Raw genomic sequence first — 21746 nt, forward strand, 5'->3', positions numbered from 1 at the left:
TCGTCCTTCGGGCGGGTCAGGCGGCCCAGTGGCCGCGGCTGCGGTAGACGTCGCGCAGCACGCCGACGTGATCGGTCATGATGCCATCCACGCCGAGGTCCAGTAACTCGTGCATCTCGGCAGGTTCGTCGATCGTCCAGACATGCACCTGCAGCCCGATGCGGTGGCAGTAGGCGAGGAACCGCCGGTCGGTCACCCGCACCCGCCCGTACCGCACCGGCACCTGCGCGGCGATCACCGACTCCGGCAGCCGCAGCGGCCGGCCGGTCAGCGAGGCCATGCGCAGCCGGGCCACGCCGCGCATGCCGAGGCTGGTGGCCACCCGGCCCCGCGTGAGGGCCCGCATCCGGGCCAGCCGCGCGTCGCTGAACGAGGCCAGCAGCACCCGGTCGCCGGCACCGGCCCGGGTCACGGTCGTCACGGCCGGCTCGACGCCCCGGTCGGCCTTGACGTCCACGTTGAACCGCACCTGCGGCCACGCGTCGAGCACCTCGTCCAGGCGCGGTACGACGGCCGCCCCGCCGATCCGCACCGTCGCCAGGTCGGCCCAGCGCAGGTCGGCGATCCGCCCGGTCTCGCCGGTGACGCGCCGCAGCGTCGCGTCGTGGAAGATCACCGCCACCCCGTCGGCGGTGGCGTGCACGTCGGTCTCGACGTACCGGTAGCCGAGGTCGACGGCCCGGGCGAACGCCGCGGCGGTGTTCTCGTCGCCGTCGGCGGCGCCGCCGCGATGCGCGAACGCGAGGGGCGCGGGGGCGTCGAGGTAGGGGTGCAGGCCGGTCAGCACGCGAGGCAGTATGCCGGGCGCCGGCGGCGGGCCGGTGACCGGCCGGCGGCCGCGACGTGACGCCGCGGACGCCGGGGTGACTGCCGCATGTCGGACAGTAAGGATCACTGTGGCGGCGGCGCCGCCGATGATGGGCGCATGGTCTCGTGGACGCCGTCCGGGCCGGGCCGCGCGGAGCCGCCGACGCCACCCGGCCCGCTCACCAGAGCACCGCTGGATCCGCTGCCACCGCCGGCGGTGCCACCACCACCGCCGGTGGGTGGCGGGCTGCCGCTCGCCGCCCGGGTGGTCGTGCTGCTGGTCCTGGCGGCCGGCAATCCGTGGGTGTCCGGGTCGCTGACCGAGTGGCGCTTCGACCTGTCGGACGCCGAGGGCGTCGCCGCGCTCGTCGCCGCCCCCGGCGAGATGATCGTGTCCGCGCTGCTCGCGCTGCGCTGGGAGGTGCGGATCACCGACGACCGCCAGCTGCCGTTCTGGCTGGCGCAGAACGCCCGGACGCTGGTGTTCGTCCTGGTCACGGTGTGGCTGCTGCGCCGGCTGGCAGCGGCCGGGCCGGTGCCGTCGCCGGTGCACCGCGCGCTCGCCGTGTTCGCCGCGCCGGTGGCCGGTGGCGCGCTCGCGGCCGCCGGCGGAGTCGTCCTGCTCGTGCTGCTGGGCGCGGGCGACGTCTACGGCTACGACCGGGCGCAGTACGTGCGGGGCGCGCTGGTCGACGGGGTGCTCGCCGGCTTCGTGCTGGGTGTGCTCCTGGCGTGGGTGCTGCCCCTGTCGCGGCCGACCCCGACCGATGATCCTGCCACCGGGAAGCGGAGGTGACGCGCATGCTCCGGGAGGGCGTGCGGCCGCGGCGGACGGCCGCACCGCCGGAGGCGGGCAGCGAGGCGACCCGCTACCTGTGCGCGGCCGCGCACACCGACGAGGCCTTCGCCGAGCGGGCGCTGGCCGAGGTGCTCGAGGACGACCTGCGCGCCGTCGCGCCGTCGGTGGGTTTCGACCTGTCCTCGGTGCTGCGCCACTGCCTGCAGGCCCGCGGTCGACGCGTGCGTCGGGACGGGTGGCTGCTGCTCGCCGGCGGCGCCGCGGTGCTGCTCTCGCCGCTGTGGACCCTGCTGGCCGGCGCGGCGATGGTGCTGGGCACGCGGCTGGCCCCGTTCCGGCCGACCCGGCACGGTGCGCTCGCGCCGGTGCTGGCCCTGGTCTCGGTGGCGTTGATCGCGTTGATGCTGCTGGTGCAGCTGCAGGGCGTGACCGGGGCGGAGGAGGAGCGGACCGGGCTGCCCGGTTGGCTGGTCGGCCGGCCGGTACTGGCCCTGCCGTTCGTCGTGGCCGCCTACCTGGTGGTGGTGGTCCACCTGCTGGGCACGCGGCGGCTGCTGGTGACCCGGCTGAGGCGCGGCCGGTTCCGCCCGCCGTCCCCCGACAGGGACGGCCGGTACGCCGCCCGGCTGGCCGCCATCGACGAGGCGCAGCGGGGCAACGTCACCGTCTACGGCGGGTACGTCCCGTTCGTGGGGCACGGCACGCCGGTGGCCGGGTGGTCGTTCGCCCTGCCGATCGTGCCGGCCGGGCCCGGGTCCGTGCTGCCCGGCGCGCCGGCCGGGGCCGCCCCGGCGGACGAGCCGGTGCCGGTCGCGGTGTTGGACCTGATCGACCACGTCCGGTCGCGGCTGGCGGCGGTGGGGCGGGACGGCCCGGACGCCGACCGGCTGCCGGACCTGCTGCTGGAGGACCGGATCTTCGTCGGCGGGCGGATGCTCACCGACGACGCGCGCCTGCTGCCCGACCGGGAGCGGACGCCGCGGCAGCACTGGACCGACGAGGAGGTCCGCCAGGTGGCGGCTCGTCCCCGGGGCGCGGCCCGGCACTACCTGTGCGCGCTGGTGCCGTCCTGGGGCGGCGAGGTCGTGGCCGGCACGTTCCTGCACTTCTCCACCGACGGCCGGGTGCTCTACCTGGAGTGCGCGCGCACCCTTCTGGAGCCGCCGCGGTGGGAGCACCACGACGTGGACCGGCTGACCGAGTGGCTGCCAGCGAGCCAGTTCGCGCAGTTGCTCGCCGCCGGCGCCGAGGGGCTGCTGCGGACGGCGCTCGGTGCGCCGCTGCGGCTGACCGGGGACGCGGTCCGGGTGCTGCGCCACCACCGGAGGCGGGCGCGGGCACGGCGGCTGGCCCGGGAGGATCTCGGCTACGACTACGGTGCCCGGGCCGGGGTGCGGGAGCTGGCGGCCGGGTCCGGGTACCACAACTACTTCCAGGTGCTGGACGCCGCCAAGCACCTGAAGGTCGTGGAGCGGCACGTGCTGGCCGCCATCGTGGACTTCCTCGACGAGCGGGGCGTGGACACCGCCGAGTTCCGTAGCCGGCAGACCATGATCCTCAACCAGGGGGTCATCCAGACCGGCGGGCTCAGTGTGGTCGGCAACCAGGCGGTGGGCACGGGGGCCCGGGCCGAGCAGCGGGCGGAGCCGGTGTCCGCGCCGCGCGGTGGCCGACCCCGCAGCGAGTGAGGGACGGGACATGACAGAGATCAACTACGGAATCCAGCAGTCCGGCGGGGTCAGCCAGGTCGGCAACCAGGCGGTCGGCCCCGGGGCGTACGCGTCCGGAGGGAGCCTGCACGCCACGGCGCCGGCGGCCGTCGACGTGGCCGCGCTGGTGCGGCACCTGGTGGAGGTGGTCGACCGGCACCGCGGTGACCTGCCGGAGCCGGCGGTGGGCGTCGCGGCGCAGGTACGCGACGAGCTGTCCCGGCCGGATCCGCAGCCGGCGCGTGTCGAGGCGCTGCTGCACCGCCTCGCCGCCCTCGCCGCACCGGTCGCGCCGGTCGCGGTGGCCGTGACCGAGGTGATCCGTGCGGTGCAGGCGTCCTGAGGGCGAGCCGGTCCCGGGGTGGACCGCGGTCAGGCGCGGCGGCGGTGGGAGCGGCTGGTGTCGACCGGCCGGCCGGGGTCGACGTGGCGCGGCCGGTCGGGCTCGTCGGGCCGCAGCGGCGCCAGGGCGTCGCTGATCGCGTCGATGATCCGGTCGGTGCCGCGGCGGGCGGCGCCCGGCGTGCCGTGAACGAGGTCGCCGAGGTCGATCGGTTCGCCGAAATGCACCCGGACGACCGGGCGGCGCGCCATCGCCCGGGCGATGCCCTTCAGCAGGCCCTTGGGGGTCCGGTAGGGCAGCACCTCGTGGGAGCCCCACTGGGCGACGGGGACGACCGGCGCGCCGCAGGCGAGGGCCAGCCGGGCGGCGCCGGTCTTGCCGCGCTCCGGCCACAGCCCCGGGTCCAGCCCGATGCGGCCCTCGGGGTAGACGAGGATCACGGAGCCGCCGGCGACCGCGGCGGCCGCGTCGTCGAGCGCCCTGTGCACCGCGGTGGTGCCACGGTCGACCCGGATGTGCCCGGCGTGGCGCATGGCCGGTCCCACGACGGGAGCGCGGAACAGCCCGCCGGTGGCCATGATCCGGGGGGAGACGCCGACGGCCCGGCAGGCGGCGGCCATCACCACCGGGTCGAACGGGCTGATGTGGTTGGCGGCCAGGATCAGTGGCCCGCGCCGCAGGTGCGCGGGAACGCCCCCGGTGACCTCGAAGCGGGCGAGGAGCCCCACGATGAGGCGGGCGAGCAGCTGGGCGGCGCGCCAGATCAGCGGCGGCTGCCAGGTGGCGGTGTCCATCAGCGCGCAATGGTCGCACGCGCGGGCACCTGCGCGGGGCAGCGGGGCGGCCCTGATCGGGCCGGCCGGCCGGGGTGATCAAGGTCATTGGTCCCGGGCCGCTTCGGGACCCTCGACCCTGCCGAATTTTCTACGACGAGCAGTAGTATTTACTACGTCTCGTAGTACGCATGGCTGGGGGTTTCCAGGTGGACGCGTTGGACGTCGCCCGCTGGCAGTTCGGTGTCACCACCGTCTACCACTTCCTCTTCGTACCGCTGACCATCGGCCTGTCCGTGCTGGTCGCGATCCTCCAGACGCTGTGGCACCGCACGGGCGACGAGAAGTACCTCAAGCTCACCAAGTTCTACGGCAAGCTCTTCCTGATCAACTTCGCGATGGGCGTGGTCACCGGCATCGTGCAGGAGTTCCAGTTCGGCATGAACTGGAGCGACTACTCCCGCTTCGTCGGCGACGTCTTCGGCTCGTTCCTCGCCATCGAGGCGCTGGTCGCGTTCTTCCTCGAATCCACCTTCATCGGCCTGTGGATCTTCGGTTGGGACCGGCTGCCCAAACGGCTGCACCTCGCGAGCATCTGGGCCGCCGCCATCGGCACCAACCTGTCGGCGTACTTCATCCTCGCCGCGAACTCGTTCATGCAGAACCCGGTCGGCTACCGCGTCAACCCCGAGTCCGGCCGCGCCGAGCTGACCGACTTCGTCGCGGTGCTCACCAACAAGGTCGCCCTGATCACCTTCCCGCACACGATCGCCGGCGCGTTCCTCGTCGCCGGGTCGCTGCTGGTCGCCGTGGCCCTGTGGCACCTGATCCGCAACCGCGACTCCGCCGACACCCCCGCCTACCGGTTCGCCGCCAAGTTCGGGTCCTGGGTGACGCTTGTCGCCGCCGCCGCGGTCGTCATCACCGGCGACATCCAAGGCAAGATCATGACCCAGGTGCAGCCGATGAAGATGGCCGCCGCCGAGGGCCTGTACGCCACCGAGAGCCCCGCCTCGTTCTCCGTGCTCACCGTCGGCAGCCTCGACGGCACGCGCGAGCTGTTCGCCCTGAAGATCCCGTACCTGCTGTCGTACCTCGGCACCGGCGACCCCAACGGCACCGTCCAGGGCATCAACGACCTGCAGGCCCAGTACACCGCCCAGTACGGCGCCGGCAGCTACACCCCGATCATCCCGGTCACCTACTGGAGCTTCCGGTTCATGATCGCGTTCGGGTTGGCCGCCGCCGCGATCGCCCTGCTGGTGCTGTGGACCCACCGCAAGGGCCGTACCCCCGGCAGCCGGTGGCTGCTGCGCGCCGGCCTGGTCATGCCGCTGCTGCCCCTGGTCGCCAACTCCTTCGGCTGGATCTTCACCGAGATGGGCCGCCAGCCGTGGATCGTCTTCGGCGAGATGCTCACCCGCGACGGCGTCTCCCGCAGCGTGTCGCTGGCCGAGGTCCTCACCTCGTTCACCGCCTTCACGCTGATCTACGCCACCCTCGCCGTCATCGAGTTCAAGCTGCTCGTCCGCTACGCCAGGGCGGGCGTACCCGACCTGACCCCGGCCCCCGAACCCGACGACACCGACGACGCCGAGCGCCCGCTCGCCTTCGCCTACTGACCCGGAGCCCCACGTGGAACTGACGACCGTCTGGTTTCTCCTCGTCGCCGTCCTCTTCACCGGCTACTTCGTCCTCGAAGGCTTCGACTTCGGCGTCGGCATGCTGCTGCCCGTCCTCGGCCGCGACGACCGCGAACGCCGGGTCCTCATCAACACCATCGGTCCGGTGTGGGACGGCAACGAGGTGTGGCTGATCACCGCCGGCGGGGCCATGTTCGCCGCGTTCCCCGAGTGGTACGCCACCCTGTTCTCCGGCTTCTACCTGCCGCTGCTGCTCATCCTGCTCGCGCTGATCGCCAGGGGCGTCGCCTTCGAGTACCGCCACAAGCGCCCCGAGGCCGCCTGGAAACGCCGCTGGGACCGGGCCATCTTCTGGGGCTCCCTGCTGCCGGCGGTCCTGTGGGGCGTCGCGTTCGCCAACATCCTGCGCGGCGTGCCGCTGACCGCCGACCACGAGTACGCCGGCGGCCTGCTCGACCTGCTCCACCCGTACGCCCTGCTCGGCGGCGCCACCACCCTCGCGCTGTTCCTCACCCACGGCGCGGTGTTCATCGCCCTGAAGACCGTCGGCGACGTCCGCGAGCGTGCCGGCGCGCTCGCGGTGCGCCTCGGCGTGGTCACCGCCGTGCTCGCGGTCGCGTTCCTCACCTGGACGCTGGCGATCCGCTCCAGCGCGGCCGCCGTCGTCCTCGCCGTCGGCGCCGCCCTCGCGCTGGTCGGTGGTCTCGCCGCCGCCCGGGTACGCCGGGAGGGCTGGGCCTTCACCGGCACCGCCGTGGCGATCGGCCTGGCCGTGGCGACCCTGTTCGCCGCGCTGTTCCCGAACGTCCTGCCCTCCACGCTGGACGCCGCCGGCACGCTGACCGCCGCCAACGCCGCCTCCACCCCCTACACCCTGAAGATCATGACCTGGGTGGCGGTGGTGTTCACCCCGATCGTGCTCGCCTACCAGGGCTGGACGTACTGGGTGTTCCGCAAGCGCATCGGCGTCGCGCACATCCCGCGGCACTGACGGCGCGGCCCCGGCCCGCCACACCGGCGGGCCGGGAGACTCACGGCTCGTCCCCGGGGGAGGCGTCCGGCGGGCCTACGCTGGGACGGTGAGCGGGGACGCGTGGACGGACTTCTTCGGCAGCGCGACGCCCATCGTGGGCGCGCCGATGGCCGGGGGCGCCACCACCTGCGCCCTGGTCTCGGCCGTAACCGCGGCCGGCGGCTTCGGCTTCCTCGCGGCCGGCTACAAGACCCCCGAGGCGGTCGCCGCCGAGCTGGCCGAGCTGCGGGCGGCCGGCACGCCGTGCGGGGTGAACCTGTTCGTGCCCGGCCCGCCCGAGATCGGCGAGGCGGAGTTTCGCCGGTACGCCTGTGACATAGCCGCCGAGGGCGGACCGTACGGCCTCGACCTGGCCGCCGCCCCGCTCGCGCACGACGACGACCACTGGCACGACAAGATCGATCTGCTGGTGGCCGACCCGGTGCCCGTGGCCAGCTTCACGTTCGGCCTGCCCGACCCGGCGGCGCTGGCCGCGCTGCGCCGCGCCGGCACCCGCGTGCTCGTCACCGTGACCTCGGTCGCCGAGGCCCTCGCCGCCCGCGCCCTGGGCGTCGACGGGCTGGTCGCGCAGGGCACCGAGGCCGGCGGGCACAGCGGCACCCACACCCCGGCGCGGCCCGCCCCGCCGACCGCCACCCTGCCCCTGGTCCGTGACGTCGTGCGGGCCACCGACCTGCCGGCACCGGCTACCGCAGCGCCACCACCGGCCCGGCCGGCGCCGTCGTCGACCGGCTCACCGCCGCGCTCTGAACCCCGACACCCGGCCCCGGCCGGCGGTGACCGAAGCCGGTCCGCGCGGCCCCCGGCCGCTGGTGGCCCGTCACACCCGCCCGGCAGACTTTCCCCATGCGCGAGCACCACTACCGCACCACCGTCACGTGGGCCGGCAACCGCGGCACCGGCACCAGCGGCTACCGCGACTACGACCGCGACCACCTGGTCACCGCGGACGGCCCGCCGCCCATCCCCGGCAGCTCCGACCCCACCTTCCGGGGCGACCCCGCCCGGTGGAACCCGGAACAGCTGCTCGTCGCGTCGCTGGCCCAGTGCCACATGCTGTGGTACCTGCACCTGTGCGCCGAGGCCGGTGCCGTCGTCACCGACTACACCGACACCGCCTCGGGCACCATGGCCGGCGGCCGGTTCACGGAGGTGGTCCTGCGCCCCCAGGTCACCGTCGCGCGGCCGGACATGGTCGAGACCGCCGTGGCGCTGCACGCCGACGCCCACCGCGCCTGCTTCATCGCCAACTCGGTGAACTTCCCGGTACGCCACGAGCCCGCCGTCACCACCGGCTGACCCGATGCGCGGCGGCGACCGCCTGCCGGGCGCCGCGCCGGCTCAGCCGGCCTCGCGCAGCTCCGCCAGCCGGGCCTCCACCTCCGCCAGCTCCGCCCGCAGCTTCTCCGCCTGCCGCTCCGCCTCGGCCCGCTCGGCGGCCAGGATCTGCTCCACCGCCTCGTGCACCCCCGGCACGTCCACCAGCGCCACCATCCGCAGCGCCTCCGCCGGCTTCACCACGTACGGCTTCGCGAGCACCTTGGCGCCCTGCTGCGCCGCGACCGTCCACTCGCCCTCGGCGTACGCCAACGTCACGGTCAGCCCCGCGGGCCCCTTCGGCTTGGCGGCCTTCACCGCCCGCCGCGCCGGTTTCGCCGCCTCCACCTGCGGCGCCGCCTCCGGCTCGGCCCGGCGTGGCGCCGGCACCGCCGGGGTGTCCAACACGAACTCCGGCTCCGCCGGCGCCGCGGGCTCCTCGGGGCCGGTCTTCGGCTCCGCCGCCTTCCGGCCGGCGCCCCGCGGCACCACCGCCACATCGGCGGGGGAGAAGGGCAGCTCGTCGCGCCCGAACCGCACCACCACGAACTCGTCCGATTCCGCCGCGTCGGTCAACGACACGACCTGACCCACCTGCCCGGCGATCTGACCCGCCGACGCCGTGAACACCACCTTCGGCTTCCGGCCCGCGGCCAGCGCCTCCCGGATGCCCGCCACCTCCTCGGTGGACAAACCCTGACCCGCCATCACGCCCTCTTCCGTACACCTGTCCGACAGCAGCCCTTGATACCAGCCGGCTGCGACAGACCGACGATCAACCCCCCCCAGCGCCCGCAACGCCCGGTCGGCGTGGTCGTTCATGCTGACCTCCGAGTGGATCACCTCGATCACCCGCCGGTCGGTCCCGATCACGAACGTCATCCGCCGCGTGCTCAACGGACCCAGCGGCAACCGCCGCCGCACCCCGAACCGCCGCGCCACCGCACCGTCGACGTCCGACAACAGCGGATAGTCGAACCCGTGCGACCGGGAGAACTCCGCCTGCCGCGCCACCGGATCCCGGCTGATCCCCACCCGCTGCGCGCCCACCACCGACCCCGCCGACGTCCCCACCACCAGGTCCGCCGCGTCCAGCGCGACGCCCCGCTCGGCCAACCCGGCGAGCAGCCCGAGCTCCCACGCCACCCCGGTGACCCCACCGCCGCCCAGCACCAACGCCCGTGACACACGCCACTCCCTCCGCAAGCTGCCGGTCACGGTAACGTCGGGCATCCGCGCGGACCAGGGGAGAGGGCATTGAGTCCCGTCACCGTCATCACCGGCGGCAGCCGCGGCATCGGCGCCGCCACCGCCCGCCGCCTCGCCCACGCCGGCCACCACGTCGCCTTCTCCTACCGCCGCGACCGGGCCGCCGCCGACAAGGTGCTCGCCGAGTTGCACGCCACCGGGGTACGCGCCGTCGCCGTCCCCGCCGACACCCGCGACCCCGACCAGGTCACCGCCCTCTTCGACGCCGCCGCCGACCTCGGCCCGGTCACCGGCCTGGTCAACAACGCCGGCGTCACCAGCCCCATCGGCCCCTTCGTCGACCTCGACCCCGACGACCTGCGCCACGTCGTCGACGTCAACCTCGTCGGCTACGTCCTCGCCGCCCAGCAGGCCGCCCGACGGATGAGCACCGGCGGCGCGATCGTCAGCGTCTCCTCCGTCGCCGCGACCCTCGGCAGCCCCGGCGAGTACGTCCACTACGCCGCCGTGAAGGCCGCCACCGACACCCTCACCGTCGGCCTCGCCAAGGAACTCGCCCCCCGCGGCATCCGCGTCAACGCCGTCGCCCCCGGCATCATCCGCACCGAGATCCACGCCCTGTCCGGTCAACCCGACCGGCCCGACCGCGCCGCCGCCCGCATCCCACTGGGCCGCCCGGGCGAACCCGACGAGGTCGCCGCCGCCATCGCCTGGCTGCTCGGCCCGGACGCCAGCTACACCACCGGCACCGTCCTGCGGGTCGGCGGCGGCCTCTGATGGACGTGTTCGGGGAGGTCGCCGACAGCTACGACGACGTCCGCCCGGGCTACCCGCCGGAACTCGCCGACGCCATCCACGCCTACCACGGCGGCCGCCCCGAGACCGTCGTCGAGATCGGCGCCGGCACCGGCAAGGGCACCGCCGTCCTGCTCCGCCTCGGCGCGCCCGTCACCTGCCTCGAACCCGACCCGCGCATGGCCGCCGTGCTGGCCGACCGGCACCCCGGGGTCACCGTCGTCGGCGAGACGTTCGAGCGGTGGCGGCCACCGGCCGGCGGCGTACCCCTGCTGGCGGCCGCCCTCTCCTGGCACTGGCTCGACCCCGCCACCCGCAACCGGCGCGCCCACGACGCGCTGACTCCCGGCGGCACCCTCGCCGTCCTCGGGCACTGCTACGACTACGCCGACCCCGACCACGCCCGGGCGATCGACGCGGCCCTGCGCGCGATCGACCCCACCGCCACGCAACGACCCCTCGACTGGTTCCGCGACGACATCGCCGGCAGCGGCCTGTTCGCCGACCTGAAGACCCACCGTACGCACCGCGACCTGCCGCTGAGCACCGAGCGTTACCTGCGGCTGGTCCGCACCTTCGGCCCGTACCGCCTGCGCCCGCCGGAGCAGCGGGCCCGGGGGGACGCCGCCCTGCGGTCCCTCGTCGACGGCCTCGGCGGCACCGTCGTCCTCCGGCTGCGCACGACCCTCGTCCTCGCCCGCCGCCCACGCTGACCGTCGCCCCGGCCGGTGCGGGCGACCCACGTCACCCCCATCGCATTGCGGTTGCATCGTGAACCGGATACGGTCGGATGCAGTGCAGTCGTATTGCAAAAGCCCGGGGAGGCGTCCCATGCAGGTCGTTCCGCTGTCCGACATCACCGCCGACATGGTCGACCTCGTCGGCGGCAAGGCAGCGGGCCTGGGGGAGTTGATCCGCCACGGTGAACGCGTCCCACCCGGCTTCTGCGTCACCACCGACGCCCTGACCGGCGACCTCCCGACCGCGGACATCACCGAGGCGTACCGCCGCCTCGGCGGCGGCCCCGTCGCCGTACGCTCCAGCGCCACCGCCGAGGACCTGCCCGACGCCAGCTTCGCCGGCCAGCAGGACACCCTCCTCGACATCACCGGCGACGCCGACCTCCTCGCCGCCGTCGACGCCTGCCGGGCCTCCCTGCACAGCCCCCGCGCCACCGCCTACCGCGACGCCCACCACATCGACCACGACACCGCCCGGATGGCCGTCGTCGTGCAGCGCATGGTCGCCCCCACCGTCTCCGGCGTGCTCTTCACCGCCAACCCGCTGACCGGCAACCGCACCCAGATGATGGTCGACGCCGCCCCGGGCCCCGGCACCGCCGTCGTCGACGGCGCCACCACCGTCGACCACTACCTCCTCGACGGACCAGACCACCCCGACACCGGCTGCCTCACCCCGGCACGACTGGCCGAACTCCACGCCCTCGGCCACCGCCTCCAGCACCACTTCGGCAGCCCGCAGGACGTCGAGTGGGCGTACGACCAGGACGGCACCCTCTGGGTGCTCCAGTCCCGACCCATCACCACCCTGTTCCCGCCGCCCCCACCCACCGACAAGCCCGAGCCCCGCGTCTACCTCGAGTTCGGCCACGTCCAGGGCATGCTCCAACCCGTCACCCCGATGGGCATGTCGTCCCTCAAGGCGGTCATCGCCGCCATGCTCGCCGCCCTCGGCGTACGCGTCGAGATCGTCGACATCGGCGGACGCCTCTACGGCGACCTCACCGACCTCGCCCGCGACCCCGCCACCCGCAAGCGGCTGGTCAAACTCATGGCCGTCGACTTCGGACCCCGGGCCCAGGCCGTCATGCGGCACGTCCTCGCCGACCCCCGCTTCGCCCCGCAGCCGCGACACACCCGGCGCGCCCGCACCGCCGGCGGCCCCACCGCCCGCACCGCCGCGCGCGCCGCCACCGGCGTGCTGCGAGCCCTCGCCCGACCCGACGCCGCCCGCGAGCGCATGGTCGACGCCATCGACCGGATGCGCCGCACCTCCGCCGCGCCCACCACCCTGACCACTCCCGCCGACCGGCTCCGCTTCGTCCGCGACCTGGACACCACCGACAGCCCTGACGAGATCATCTGGCCCATCATGGCCGGCATGCTCGCCGCCGCCCTACCCCCGTACCTGCTCAAGGGCATCGCCGCACCGGACGAGATCCAGACCGTCCTCGGCGGCATGCCGCACAACGTCACCATCGAGATGGACCTCGCGCTGTGGCGCCTCGCCCAGCACGCCACCGACCACCGCCGGCTCCTGCTCGACACCCCGCCGGCGGACCTCGCCACCCGATACCGGCAGGGAACACTGCCCGACATCGGCCTGGCCGGGTTCCTCGACACCTACGGCCACCGTGGCGTCGCCGAAGTCGACCTCGGCGTGCCCCGCTGGGACGAGGACCCCACACCCGTCTTCGCCATGCTCGCCAACTACCTGCGGCTGACCGACCCCGACCAGGCCCCCGACCGGCGGTTCACCCGCGCCGCCGCCACCGCCGAAGCCACCCTCACCGACCTCGCCACCCGCGCCCGCCGCCGGCCCGTACGCGGCCGCATCGCCGTGTTCCTGCTGCGCCGCGCCCGCGCCCTCGCCGGCCTGCGCGAGGCCGGCAAGTTCGCCGGCCTCTACCGACTCCGGGAGATGCGGCGGCAACTGCTGCTCATCGGCGCCGACCTGACCGACGCGAAACTGCTGGACCGGGCCGACGACATCAAGTTCCTCACCCTCGACGAGGTGCACGACGCCGTCCACGTCGGCACCGACCACCGGGACACCGTCGCCGCCCGCGCGGCCACCCACCGCCGCGAACTGCGCCGCCGCACCGTACCGGTGGCGCTGCTCTCCGACGGCACCGACCTGGAGACCGTCCTGCCGGCCGTCCCCACCGCCGAGGGCGCGCTCCGCGGCGTCGGCGCCGCCCCCGGACGGGTCACCGGCCCCGCCCGCGTCGTCCACGACCCGGCCACCGCCCGCGTCGAACCCGGCGACGTCATCGTCGCCGCGACCACCGACCCCGGCTGGACGCCGCTGTTCCTCACCGCCGCCGCCCTCGTCACCGAGACCGGCGCCGTCATGGCCCACGGCCCCACCGTCGCCCGCGAGTACGGCATCCCCGCCGTCATCTGCGTCCCCGACGCCACCCGCGCGATCACCGACGGGCAACTCGTCACCGTCGACGGCGCGGCCGGCACCGTCACCGCGCTCCCTCCCGGTGCGACCGCATCGTGAAAGCATCGACACCATGCCGAAGAAGGTGGACCCCCGGCAGCGCCGGACGCTGATCGCCGACGCGCTGATGCGGGTCGCCGCGCAGCAGGGGCTGGAAGCCGTCAGCCTGCGCCACGTCGCGGCGGCGGCCGGCGTCTCGGCCGGAATGGTGCAGCACTACTTCCGCACCAAGGACGAGATGATGGCCTTCGCGCTGTCCGTGGTCCGCGACCGCAGCCAGGCCCGGGTGACCGACGCGGTCGCCGCCCTCGGCGACCGACCCGCACCACGGCAGCTGCTGCGGGCGATGATCGCCGCGCTGCTGCCGCTCGACGAACAGTCCCGCGACGACGGACGGGTGGCCCTGGCGTTCCTCGCCTACACCGCCGTACGACCGGAGGCCGCCGCCACCCTGCGCAAGGACAACAGACAGCTCGTCGACTTCGTCGCCGGCCTCCTCCCGGGCCCGGACGCCGACGCCGCCGCCGCCGGCCTGCTCGCGCTCATGGAGGGACTCGGCGTCCACCTGCTCGGCGGCAACTACACCCCGCAGCAGGCGCTGCGCGCGCTCGACCACCACCTCGACCTGATCTTCGAAGCGACCGGTGGGGCAGGGGAGAGACCCCCGGTCACCCCGACGTGAAGATCCAGTACGGTACGGCCATGCCGCCCATCGTCCCCGTGGTCGACGAGGACGCCCGGATTGAGCACCCACGACGGGTCCAGCGCGGCCTTCGCGGCCCGCAGCGCCAGCGCCACCGGCTCCGGGCGCTGCCGGTCGTACCAGGGACGATGGTCGCGGCCGACCGCGTGGTGGTGGGTGATGGTGCCCCCGGCGGCGAGCAGCGCCTCGGAGACGGCGTGCTTGATCTGATCCCACTGGGCGAGCATGCCGTCCCACCGGCCCACCGCGTAGACACCGAAGTAGGGGGCCGGTCCGTCCGGGTAGACGTGGGTGAACCGGCAGGTGACCACACCGGTCGCACCGACCTCGGCCAGCGCCGCGCCGGCCGCGCCGATCACCGCGGCGCGTAGGTCGGGATAGCGGTCCCAGGTGCAGGCGGTCTCGAAGGTCTCCACGATCATCGACCGCGCGGCCAGCGCGTCCCGCTGGTACGGCATCCGCAGGAACGACGACCGCCACGTGTCGACGGCGCCGCGCCCCCGCGCACCGGACACGTCGCCGTGGCGGGGCGGCTCCGGCAGCGTCCCACCGTGGTCACGGCACAGCTCCACGGCCCGGTCCAGCGCCGCCCCGACCGGGTGGTCGGCGGACTCGAAGCCCAGCACCAGCACTCCACCGCCGGTGGCGGCGCCCGCGTTCAGCAGCGCCTCCGCCGGGTCGAGCAGCCGGCAGTTACTCGGGTGCAGCCCGGATTGGGCGACCGCCCGGGTGGCCGCGACCGCCGCGTCGTGGTCGTCGAAGTGCACCGCCGCGTCCGCCCGCCAGCGCGGCCGGTCCTGCAGGCGCAGCCACGCCTCGGTGATGACCCCCAGTGCGCCCTCCGAGCCGAGGAAAAGCCGGTCAGGTGACGGCCCCGCACCGGAGGCGGGCAGCCGCCGGGACTGGCTGACGCCGGACGGAGTGACCACCCGCAGCGACTCCACCAAATCGTCGATGTGGGTCAGCACGGTCGCGTAGTGCCCGCCAGCCCGGGTGGCCAGCCAGCCGCCCACCGTCGAGAACTCGAACGACTGCGGAAAATGCCGCAGCGTCACGTCGTGCCGGCGCAGCTGGTCCTCCAGCGCCGGGCCGAAAACCCCGGCCTGGATGCGCGCCGCCCGGCTGGTCCGGTCGACCTCCAGCACCCGGTCGAGCCGGCCGAGGTCGAGACTGACCGCCCCGGAATAGCCGTCGTCCACCCGCGGCTCCACACCGCCCACCACCGACGAGCCGCCCCCGTAGGGAATCACCGCGACCCCGTCCCGCGCGCACCAGTCCAGCACGTCGACGACGTCCTGTTCGGACGCCGGCCGGACGACCAGGTCCGGGGGGTGCCGCACATCACCGTGCAGGTTCCGGACGACGTCCCGGAACGCCTTGCCGTGCGCGTGAGCGGCCCGGTCGGCCGGCGCGGTCGAGCACAGGTGCGCCAGCGCCGCCGGCGGGGCGACCCGGGCCGGCCGCAGGCCCAGCTCGGCCACCGGCGGCGGGTCGTGCGGGGTCAGATCGGCCTCGGGCAGCAGCGCGCGTACCCGGCCGGTCAGCGCGTCGGCCTCCGCGCCGGTCACCGCGTCCTCGACGTGGCCCCAACCCCACCACGAACGGTGCTTGCCGACCATGCGGCCTCCCGTCAACCAGCCCGACTCCCCGGTAACCTACTCGTGATCGCTCGCGGCGGCGGAACCCGGCTGGTGACCGAGGCCCGCCGGCTCGCCACCGCGCTTGCCGCCTGATCCGCCCGCCGGACCGGAGCGACCCGGCAGCAGCCGGGTCACGAAGATCAAATGACGGCGGGGGAGCGGCATCGGCCCATGCCCAGCCGGCCGACCTCCGGCGCCCCATCGCTTTCCGATCGGCCATCGGGCGCCGGAGGTCGGCGCGCAGCCGGGCCAGGGCTCGACAAGAATCCGGTACGCGATGCGCGGTCCTGGCCGTCGACCCGCATGGAGCCGCTTCTGTGCCGTTCGAACTCGCCCCACCGCACATTCGATAATCCACATTATGTCAAGTAAGCCGGGTTGGACCCTCCCTCAGCTGGCCACCGGCTCCGCCTGTGCCCGCTCGGGGTCGGGACTGGGCAGGCCGGCCATCGCGACGAGCGCCCTCCACAAGTCGAGCCCGCGCGCCCGTACGCGGCCGCTGGCAGAGCGACGGCGTCGCGGACGGTCCACCGGTCGTCGCCGACGACGTACGTCCACGCATCACCAGGTCGCAGGCAGGGATCACCGACGCAGGACGCCCCGACGTCGATGACCGCAGGCAGCCTTCCCCGGGGTGGCCGGCAGGTTGTCGACGGCGACGGCACCGTGCACCCACACCGGCGCGGTCAGGGCTTCGGTCCACACGTCCGGGCGGTTGAGCGCCCGGCAGCGGCCGTCTGCTCCCCCTCTCCCCTCCTGGTGAACATGAAAACCATGCATAATAAGGCTTATGCATGACAAAGAGGACGAATCGGTACTGCAATTGATCGAGGAGTTCCTGACCGACCGCACCACCCGCAAGCCCTCCCCGCACACCCTCGAGGCGTACCGTCGGGACCTGCGGACGGTGGCGGCCCTCGCTGCCGAGGAGGCCACCCCTCCCCTCCCCCTCGACGCCCTGCCTCTGCACGCCCTCTCCCCCCGGGTCCTGCGGGCGGCGTTCGCGCGGTTCGCCGCTCCCCGATCCGCCGCGTCGGTGCACCGGGCCTGGTCCACCTGGAACAGCTTCTTCTCGTTCCTGGTCGCCGACGGGATCGTCGGCGGCAACCCGATGCCGGCGGTGGGGCGGCCGCGCGCTCCGCTCCCCCGGCCCAAGCCGCTGCGGGGCGCGGACACCCCGGAGCAGTTGCTGGCGGCGGTTGCCCGTGCCGACGGGCGGCAGCGCGACCCGTGGCCCGAGCGGGATCTGGCGGTGCTGGCCCTCGCCCTGTGCGCGGGGCTGCGGTTGTCCGAGCTGCTGGCGCTGCGGGTGGCGTCGCTGGCCGGGCGGGCCGGTGAGCGGCGGCTCGACGTGGCCGGCAAGGGTGGGCGGCCGCGGGTGGTGCCGGTGGAGCCGGAGCTGGACGTGGTGCTGGTGGACTATCTGGACAGCCGTCGCCGCCGCTTCGGCGCGCGCAGCGTACGTCCCGACTCGCCGTTGCTGGTGGACCGGCGGGGTGAGGCGTTGCGCCGGGGCGGGCTGCAGTACCTGGTGGACTCCTGTTACCGGCGGGCCGGGATCGGTGACCGGGTGCCGCGCGGCGCGCGGTTGCACGCGTTGCGGCACACGTTCGCGACGCGCCTGGCCGAGGACGGTGCGAGCGCGGCGGAGATCATGCGGTTGCTGGGGCACGCGTCGTTGGCGTCGTCGCAGGCGTACATCGAGGTGACGGCTGGTCAGCAGCGCGCGGCGGTGCGGGCGAACCGGACGCACCGGGCGTTGGCGGGGCTGCTTCCGGCTCAGGGTGGCGGTTGAGCGGTGAGGATCGCCGGGAGGACGGTGGCGATCGCGGTGGTGGGGTTGAAGGCCGGGTCCTGGTTGTGGAGCAGGCCGTCGACAAGGGCGAGCAACAGGCGTACGGCGGTGGCGGCGCGGGGTATGGCAGGCTGAACTCGGACGCGACTGGCGGCACCGGGGATGGGAGTGACCATCGGGGAGCTCGTCGCGGAAGGTCGACCGCCTGGGCCTTCCGCGGTGCGAGGTGAGCCATGTCCCGATCGACGACCACCGCCCGGCTGCTGCCGGGTGGCCCGGTGGCGGATCAGATCCTGGCCGAGGTGGCCGGGGACGTGCGGGCGTTGCGGGCGGCGGGGGTGAATCCGTCGCTGGCGACGGTGCTGGTCGGTGACGACGACGCGAGCGCCGGCTACATCCGGATCAAGCAGCGGCAGGCGGCGGACCTGGGGTTCGCGTCGCCGCACGTGCACCTGCCGGCGTCGGCGTCGCAGGCGGATCTGCACGCGGTGCTGGCGGATTTCAGCGCGGACGGTTCGGTGCACGGGGTGCTGGTGCAGCATCCGATCCCGGCGCATCTGGACTACGACCGGGCGTTGGAGGTGCTGGCCCCGGACAAGGACGTGGACGGGATGCACCCGGTGAACATGGGTCGGCTGGCGCTGGGGTTGCCGGGGCCGCTGCCGTGCACCCCGGCGGGCATCGAGGCGTTGCTGGCGTACCACGGGGTGCCGGTGGCGGGTCGGGAGGTGGTGATCCTGGGCCGGGGTGCGACGTTGGGCCGGCCCCTGGCGATGCTGCTGGCGCAGAAGCGGCCGACGGCGAACGCGGCGGTGACGGTGGTGCACACCGGGGTGGCGGACTGGCCGCGGTACACGCGGCGGGCGGAGATCCTGGTGGCGGCGGCGGGGGTGCCGGGGATCGTGCGGCCGGAGCACGTGCGTCCGGGTGCGGTGGTCGTCGGTGGTGGGGTCCGCTACGAGGGGCGGCGGTTGCTGCCGGACGTGGACGAGTCGTGCGCCGAGGTGGCGGGGGCGATCACGCCACGGGTCGGTGGGGTGGGGCCGACGACGGTGGCGATGCTGTTCCGCAACGCGGTGCGCGCCGCCGGCCGGGCGGTCCGACCCTAGGGTCTGCGGCTCCGCCTCGACTGGGGCGGCTAGGCCAGGTCGACCACGAGGGGCCGGTGGTCGGAGATGGTGGACAGGGGTGTGCGCACGGCGGTGACCGGTGGGAGCTGGTCGAGGCCCTGCCGGTCGGCGAGGACGTGGTCGAGTTGGACGCGGGGCTGTCCGGCCGGGTAGGTGGGGCGGCGGCCCAGGGGGCGCCAGCCGCTGATCAGGCGGGCGGCCCCGGCGGGCAGGTTGAGGTCGCCGAGGAGGATCCGCGGCGCGGGCAGGGTGCGCAGCGCGCGGACGGTCTGCCGGAGCTGCCTCGCGTTCCAGCCGGGGACGAACGACAGGTGGGTGGCGGCGACGGTGAGCGGGCCGCGGGGGGTGTCGAGGACGGCGGCGAGCACGACGCGGGGTTCGTCGCGCAGCAGGATGAGCCCGCCGCCGGGGCCTGGCACGTACACCGGTGAGCGGACCGGCGCGGGTTTCAGGCGGGTGACCCGCCACATGGTGACCGGGTGGCGGGTGACCAGGCCGACGCCGTAGCAGGGTTCGCCGTGGCCGTCGTCGTCGTGGGTGAGCGGGCGGAACTGTTCGCCGGGGGTGCCGACGACGGCGGCGGCGAAGCGGTGTTCGGGGGCGCCGAGGGCGCGGGCGGCGATGGCGGTCAGGTCGAGCTTGCCGCTGCGGCTCTGGTCGCGGTCGACCTCCTGCAGGGCGAGGACGTCGGCGTCGAGGGCGCCGACGGCGGCGGTGAGCCGGTCGGGGTCGACGAGACCGTCGGTGAGGGACCGGCCGTGCAGGAGATTGAAGGTGGCCAGGCGCACCTGGTCACTGTATGCCGCCGTGGCATGGTTGCCGGGTGCTGAAGGTGCTGTTGTGTTCGGTGCTGGTGTTCGTGGCGGTGGGCGCGGTCGGCGTGTGGTTGCGGCGGCGTCGCGGCGGGTGACGCGGCCGCACCGCTGGTGAGGCTGGCCACAGCGGCCCGCGTCGCCGGGTCAGGGGTGGGCAGAATGGCCGCCCGTGGACCTGGACCCCTTTTCCCTGACCACCCTGCTTGCCGTCGCCGCGATGGCCGGGTGGGTGGACGCGGTGGTCGGCGGTGGCGGCCTGCTGCTGCTGCCGGCGCTGCTGGTGGGAGCGCCGGGGATGCCGGTGGCCACGGCGTTGGGCACGAACAAGCTGGCGGCTGTCGCGGGGACGACGACGGCGGCGGTGACGTACGCCCGGCGCACGAAGCTGGACTGGGCGGTGGCGGGACCGGCGGCGGGCCTGGCGGTGCTGTGCGCCGGCCTGGGTGCGGCGCTCGCCGGGGCGGTGCCGGCGTCGGCGTACCGGCCGGTGGTGCTGGCGGTGCTGGTGGCGGTGGCCGTGTTCGTGGTGGCGCGGCCGCGGCTGGGTGTGGTGGCGCAGCCGCACCGGCGGACCCGGGCCCGGATGGCGGCGGCGGTGGCGGTGGCCGGGGTGGCGATCGCCCTCTACGACGGCCTGGTCGGGCCGGGCACCGGCACGTTCCTGGTGCTGGCGTTCACCGCGCTGGTGGGGGCGGACTTCGTGCACGGGTCGGCGATGGCGAAGATCGTCAACGCGGGCACCAACCTGGGTGCGCTGGTGGTGTTCGCCGCCACCGGGCACGTGTGGTGGCTGCTCGGGGCGGCGATGGCGGTGTGCAACATCGCCGGGGCGGTGCTGGGGGCGCGGATGGCGCTGCGCCGCGGCTCCGGGTTCGTACGCGCGGTGCTGCTGGTGGTGGTGCTGGCGCTGGTGGGCAGGCTCGGCTACGACCAGTGGCTGGCCGGCTGAGCGAGCCTCGGGCGAGCGGGACCGGCGCCGACCCGCACCCGGCGGCCGCGCACCCCCGTGTGATCATCGGCGGGTGGCGGTGAGGGCGGAGCACGACCGGGCGGTGCTGGCGGACCTGCTGGGCGCGGATCCGGTGCTGCACGCGTACCAGCTGGGCGATCTGGACGACTTCTTCTGGCCGTACACGTCGTGGTTCCGCCGGGGGGAGGCGGTGGCGCTGCTGTACCACGGGGCGGTGCCGGCGACGCTGCTGGCGTTCGCGGCGCCGGCCCGGGTCGCGGAGCTGGCGGCGCTGCTCGGTGAGCTGGCGCCGGTGCTGCCGGCGCGGCTGTACGCGCACCTGTCCCCCGGCCTGGAGTCGGCGCTGGCGGGCGCGTTCACCGTCGAGACGAGCGGTGGCCACCTGAAGATGGCGCTGACCGATCCGGGGCGCCTGGCGGGGGTGCCGCCGGGCGGGGCGGTGCTGGGCGCGGCGGACCTGCCGGCGCTGCGGGAGCTGTACGCGGACGCGTACCCCGGCAACTGGTTCGACCCCCGGATGCTGGACACCGGCCAGTACGTGGGGGTGCGCGACGGCGGTGGCCTCGTCGCGGTGGCCGGGGTGCACGTGTGGTCGCCGCGCTACCGGGTGGCGGCGATCGGGAACGTGACCACCCACCCGCGGGCGCGGGGCCGCGGCCTTGGTGCGGCGGTGGTGGCGGCGTTGTGCCGGCGGCTGCGGGCCTCGGTCGGCCACGTGACGTTGAACGTGAAGGCCGACAACGGGCCGGCGGTGCGGCTGTACGAGCGGCTCGGCTTCACCCGCGTCGCCGAGTACGGCGAGTTCACGTTGACCGCGCGCTGACACCGGGCCGCGCGCGGACACCGGGCCGCGTGCTGACACCGACCGGCCACGCGATCCGGTCGGCCGGCTCCCGCCGGCCCGCCGGCGTCGTTGCACACCCGGGCGGACGGGACGGCCAGCCGGTCGGGGTCGCGTGCGGCGCACTCGGCCGGATCCGCCCGCCCGGCTGGGAGCGGCTGCCGGGCGCTCGGTCGGACCCGACGGCACCGGCGGGTGGAATGGCCGCCGTCCCCGTCACCGCGGGGCTGTCCAG

The 21746-nt window shown here is 74.7% G+C and carries 18 protein-coding genes, 3 pseudogenes and 1 riboswitch; of the genes and pseudogenes, 15 read left to right on the plus strand and 6 right to left on the minus strand.

Annotated elements, in window-relative coordinates:
- Positions 1–16: 16 nt before the first annotated feature.
- Complete coding sequence (locus HCJ94_RS18675; protein ID WP_168002316.1) at positions 17–787, minus strand: glycerophosphodiester phosphodiesterase family protein; 771 nt, start codon at positions 785–787, stop codon at positions 17–19.
- 138 nt (positions 788–925) lie between these two features.
- Between HCJ94_RS18675 and HCJ94_RS18680 the strand changes: the two genes are divergently transcribed.
- From HCJ94_RS18680 to HCJ94_RS18690, 3 genes are read left to right on the plus strand one after another with little or no spacing between them, the layout of a single operon-like run.
- Positions 926–1603 (plus strand): hypothetical protein, encoded by a 678-nt coding sequence (locus HCJ94_RS18680; protein WP_168002317.1) that lies wholly within the window; start codon positions 926–928, stop codon positions 1601–1603.
- Between the two features lie 5 nt (positions 1604–1608).
- Positions 1609–3294 (plus strand): AbeC-like domain-containing protein, encoded by a 1686-nt coding sequence (locus HCJ94_RS18685; protein WP_168002318.1) that lies wholly within the window; start codon positions 1609–1611, stop codon positions 3292–3294.
- A 10-nt stretch (positions 3295–3304) separates the two neighbouring features.
- Positions 3305–3658: a hypothetical protein gene (locus tag HCJ94_RS18690; protein WP_168002319.1), complete on the plus strand. Its 354-nt coding sequence runs from the start codon at positions 3305–3307 to the stop codon at positions 3656–3658.
- A gap of 29 nt (positions 3659–3687) precedes the next feature.
- Here the strand turns inward: HCJ94_RS18690 and HCJ94_RS18695 are convergent, their stop codons facing one another.
- Positions 3688–4452, minus strand: a complete 765-nt coding sequence (locus HCJ94_RS18695) for a lysophospholipid acyltransferase family protein (RefSeq protein WP_168002320.1) — start codon at positions 4450–4452, stop codon at positions 3688–3690.
- A gap of 188 nt (positions 4453–4640) precedes the next feature.
- Between HCJ94_RS18695 and HCJ94_RS18700 the strand changes: the two genes are divergently transcribed.
- The 4 genes and pseudogenes from HCJ94_RS18700 to HCJ94_RS18715 all read left to right on the plus strand — a co-directional run bounded on the left by HCJ94_RS18700 (position 4641) and on the right by HCJ94_RS18715 (position 8406).
- Positions 4641–6053, plus strand: coding sequence for a cytochrome ubiquinol oxidase subunit I (locus HCJ94_RS18700; protein ID WP_168002397.1), 1413 nt, complete (start codon positions 4641–4643; stop codon positions 6051–6053).
- A gap of 13 nt (positions 6054–6066) precedes the next feature.
- Positions 6067–7065 (plus strand): cytochrome d ubiquinol oxidase subunit II, encoded by a 999-nt coding sequence (gene cydB / locus HCJ94_RS18705; protein WP_168002321.1) that lies wholly within the window; start codon positions 6067–6069, stop codon positions 7063–7065.
- A gap of 148 nt (positions 7066–7213) precedes the next feature.
- Positions 7214–7735, plus strand: a pseudogene (locus HCJ94_RS31515) (nitronate monooxygenase); the annotation flags it as partial.
- 218 nt (positions 7736–7953) lie between these two features.
- Entirely contained in the window at positions 7954–8406 is a 453-nt protein-coding gene (locus tag HCJ94_RS18715) for an OsmC family protein (protein WP_168002322.1), read from the plus strand.
- Positions 8407–8448: 42 nt separating this feature from the next.
- Here the strand turns inward: HCJ94_RS18715 and HCJ94_RS18720 are convergent, their stop codons facing one another.
- Entirely contained in the window at positions 8449–9132 is a 684-nt protein-coding gene (locus tag HCJ94_RS18720) for a hypothetical protein (RefSeq protein WP_168002398.1), read from the minus strand.
- Positions 9133–9282: 150 nt separating this feature from the next.
- A pseudogene (locus HCJ94_RS30940) lies at positions 9283–9657 on the minus strand (redoxin domain-containing protein); the annotation flags it as partial.
- Positions 9658–9681: 24 nt separating this feature from the next.
- Between HCJ94_RS30940 and HCJ94_RS18730 the strand changes: the two are divergent.
- From HCJ94_RS18730 to HCJ94_RS18745, 4 genes are all read left to right on the plus strand, one after another.
- A complete protein-coding gene (locus HCJ94_RS18730) occupies positions 9682–10410 on the plus strand; it encodes an SDR family oxidoreductase (protein ID WP_168002323.1) in 729 nt (242 codons plus the stop codon).
- Positions 10410–11141 (plus strand): class I SAM-dependent methyltransferase, encoded by a 732-nt coding sequence (locus HCJ94_RS18735; RefSeq protein ID WP_168002324.1) that lies wholly within the window; start codon positions 10410–10412, stop codon positions 11139–11141. Before HCJ94_RS18730 ends, HCJ94_RS18735 begins: the two co-directional genes overlap by 1 nt.
- A gap of 118 nt (positions 11142–11259) precedes the next feature.
- The gene (locus HCJ94_RS18740; protein ID WP_168002325.1) at positions 11260–13677 is read left to right on the plus strand and encodes a PEP/pyruvate-binding domain-containing protein; all 2418 of its coding nucleotides are present in this window, start codon (positions 11260–11262) and stop codon (positions 13675–13677) included.
- A gap of 13 nt (positions 13678–13690) precedes the next feature.
- A complete protein-coding gene (locus HCJ94_RS18745; protein WP_168002326.1) occupies positions 13691–14299 on the plus strand; it encodes a TetR/AcrR family transcriptional regulator in 609 nt (202 codons plus the stop codon).
- A gap of 41 nt (positions 14300–14340) precedes the next feature.
- Here the strand turns inward: HCJ94_RS18745 and HCJ94_RS18750 are convergent.
- Positions 14341–15939, minus strand: a pseudogene (locus tag HCJ94_RS18750) (FAD-binding oxidoreductase); the annotation flags it as partial.
- 811 nt (positions 15940–16750) lie between these two features.
- Between HCJ94_RS18750 and HCJ94_RS18755 the strand changes: the two are divergent.
- Both HCJ94_RS18755 and HCJ94_RS18765 read left to right on the plus strand, forming a co-directional pair.
- Positions 16751–17755: a tyrosine-type recombinase/integrase gene (locus HCJ94_RS18755; protein WP_168002328.1), complete on the plus strand. Its 1005-nt coding sequence runs from the start codon at positions 16751–16753 to the stop codon at positions 17753–17755.
- Positions 17756–17888: 133 nt separating this feature from the next.
- A riboswitch (ZMP/ZTP riboswitch) is annotated at positions 17889–17973 on the plus strand.
- 15 nt (positions 17974–17988) lie between these two features.
- The gene (locus HCJ94_RS18765) at positions 17989–18864 is read left to right on the plus strand and encodes a bifunctional 5,10-methylenetetrahydrofolate dehydrogenase/5,10-methenyltetrahydrofolate cyclohydrolase (RefSeq protein ID WP_168002330.1); all 876 of its coding nucleotides are present in this window, start codon (positions 17989–17991) and stop codon (positions 18862–18864) included.
- A 29-nt stretch (positions 18865–18893) separates the two neighbouring features.
- Here HCJ94_RS18765 and HCJ94_RS18770 read toward each other — a convergent pair whose 3' ends face one another.
- Positions 18894–19673 carry an endonuclease/exonuclease/phosphatase family protein gene (locus HCJ94_RS18770; protein WP_168002331.1) on the minus strand — a complete coding sequence of 260 codons (780 nt, stop codon included), beginning with the start codon at positions 19671–19673 and terminating at the stop codon, positions 18894–18896.
- A 202-nt stretch (positions 19674–19875) separates the two neighbouring features.
- Between HCJ94_RS18770 and HCJ94_RS18775 the strand changes: the two genes are divergently transcribed.
- Entirely contained in the window at positions 19876–20649 is a 774-nt protein-coding gene (locus HCJ94_RS18775; protein ID WP_305070258.1) for a sulfite exporter TauE/SafE family protein, read from the plus strand.
- Between the two features lie 73 nt (positions 20650–20722).
- On the plus strand, positions 20723–21493 hold the full coding sequence (locus HCJ94_RS18780; RefSeq protein ID WP_168002332.1) for a GNAT family N-acetyltransferase: 771 nt from the start codon (positions 20723–20725) through the stop codon (positions 21491–21493).
- The last annotated feature ends 253 nt before the right edge of the window (positions 21494–21746 follow it).

Origin of the sequence: Micromonospora thermarum (genome assembly GCF_012034245.1) — a bacterium.
In the GTDB taxonomy this organism is placed as follows: domain Bacteria; phylum Actinomycetota; class Actinomycetes; order Mycobacteriales; family Micromonosporaceae; genus Micromonospora; species Micromonospora thermarum.

Coding starts and splice junctions, on each gene's coding strand:
- HCJ94_RS18720 (WP_168002398.1), bottom strand. CDS start 9,132: ATGGCGGGTCAGGGTTTGTCCACCGAGGAGGTGGCGGGCATCCGGGAG.
- HCJ94_RS18735 (WP_168002324.1), top strand. CDS start 10,410: ATGGACGTGTTCGGGGAGGTCGCCGACAGCTACGACGACGTCCGCCCG.
- HCJ94_RS18745 (WP_168002326.1), top strand. CDS start 13,691: ATGCCGAAGAAGGTGGACCCCCGGCAGCGCCGGACGCTGATCGCCGAC.
- HCJ94_RS18690 (WP_168002319.1), top strand. CDS start 3,305: ATGACAGAGATCAACTACGGAATCCAGCAGTCCGGCGGGGTCAGCCAG.
- HCJ94_RS18695 (WP_168002320.1), bottom strand. CDS start 4,452: ATGGACACCGCCACCTGGCAGCCGCCGCTGATCTGGCGCGCCGCCCAG.
- HCJ94_RS18755 (WP_168002328.1), top strand. CDS start 16,751: ATGCATGACAAAGAGGACGAATCGGTACTGCAATTGATCGAGGAGTTC.
- HCJ94_RS18685 (WP_168002318.1), top strand. CDS start 1,609: ATGCTCCGGGAGGGCGTGCGGCCGCGGCGGACGGCCGCACCGCCGGAG.
- HCJ94_RS18740 (WP_168002325.1), top strand. CDS start 11,260: ATGCAGGTCGTTCCGCTGTCCGACATCACCGCCGACATGGTCGACCTC.
- HCJ94_RS18680 (WP_168002317.1), top strand. CDS start 926: ATGGTCTCGTGGACGCCGTCCGGGCCGGGCCGCGCGGAGCCGCCGACG.
- HCJ94_RS18765 (WP_168002330.1), top strand. CDS start 17,989: ATGTCCCGATCGACGACCACCGCCCGGCTGCTGCCGGGTGGCCCGGTG.
- HCJ94_RS18715 (WP_168002322.1), top strand. CDS start 7,954: ATGCGCGAGCACCACTACCGCACCACCGTCACGTGGGCCGGCAACCGC.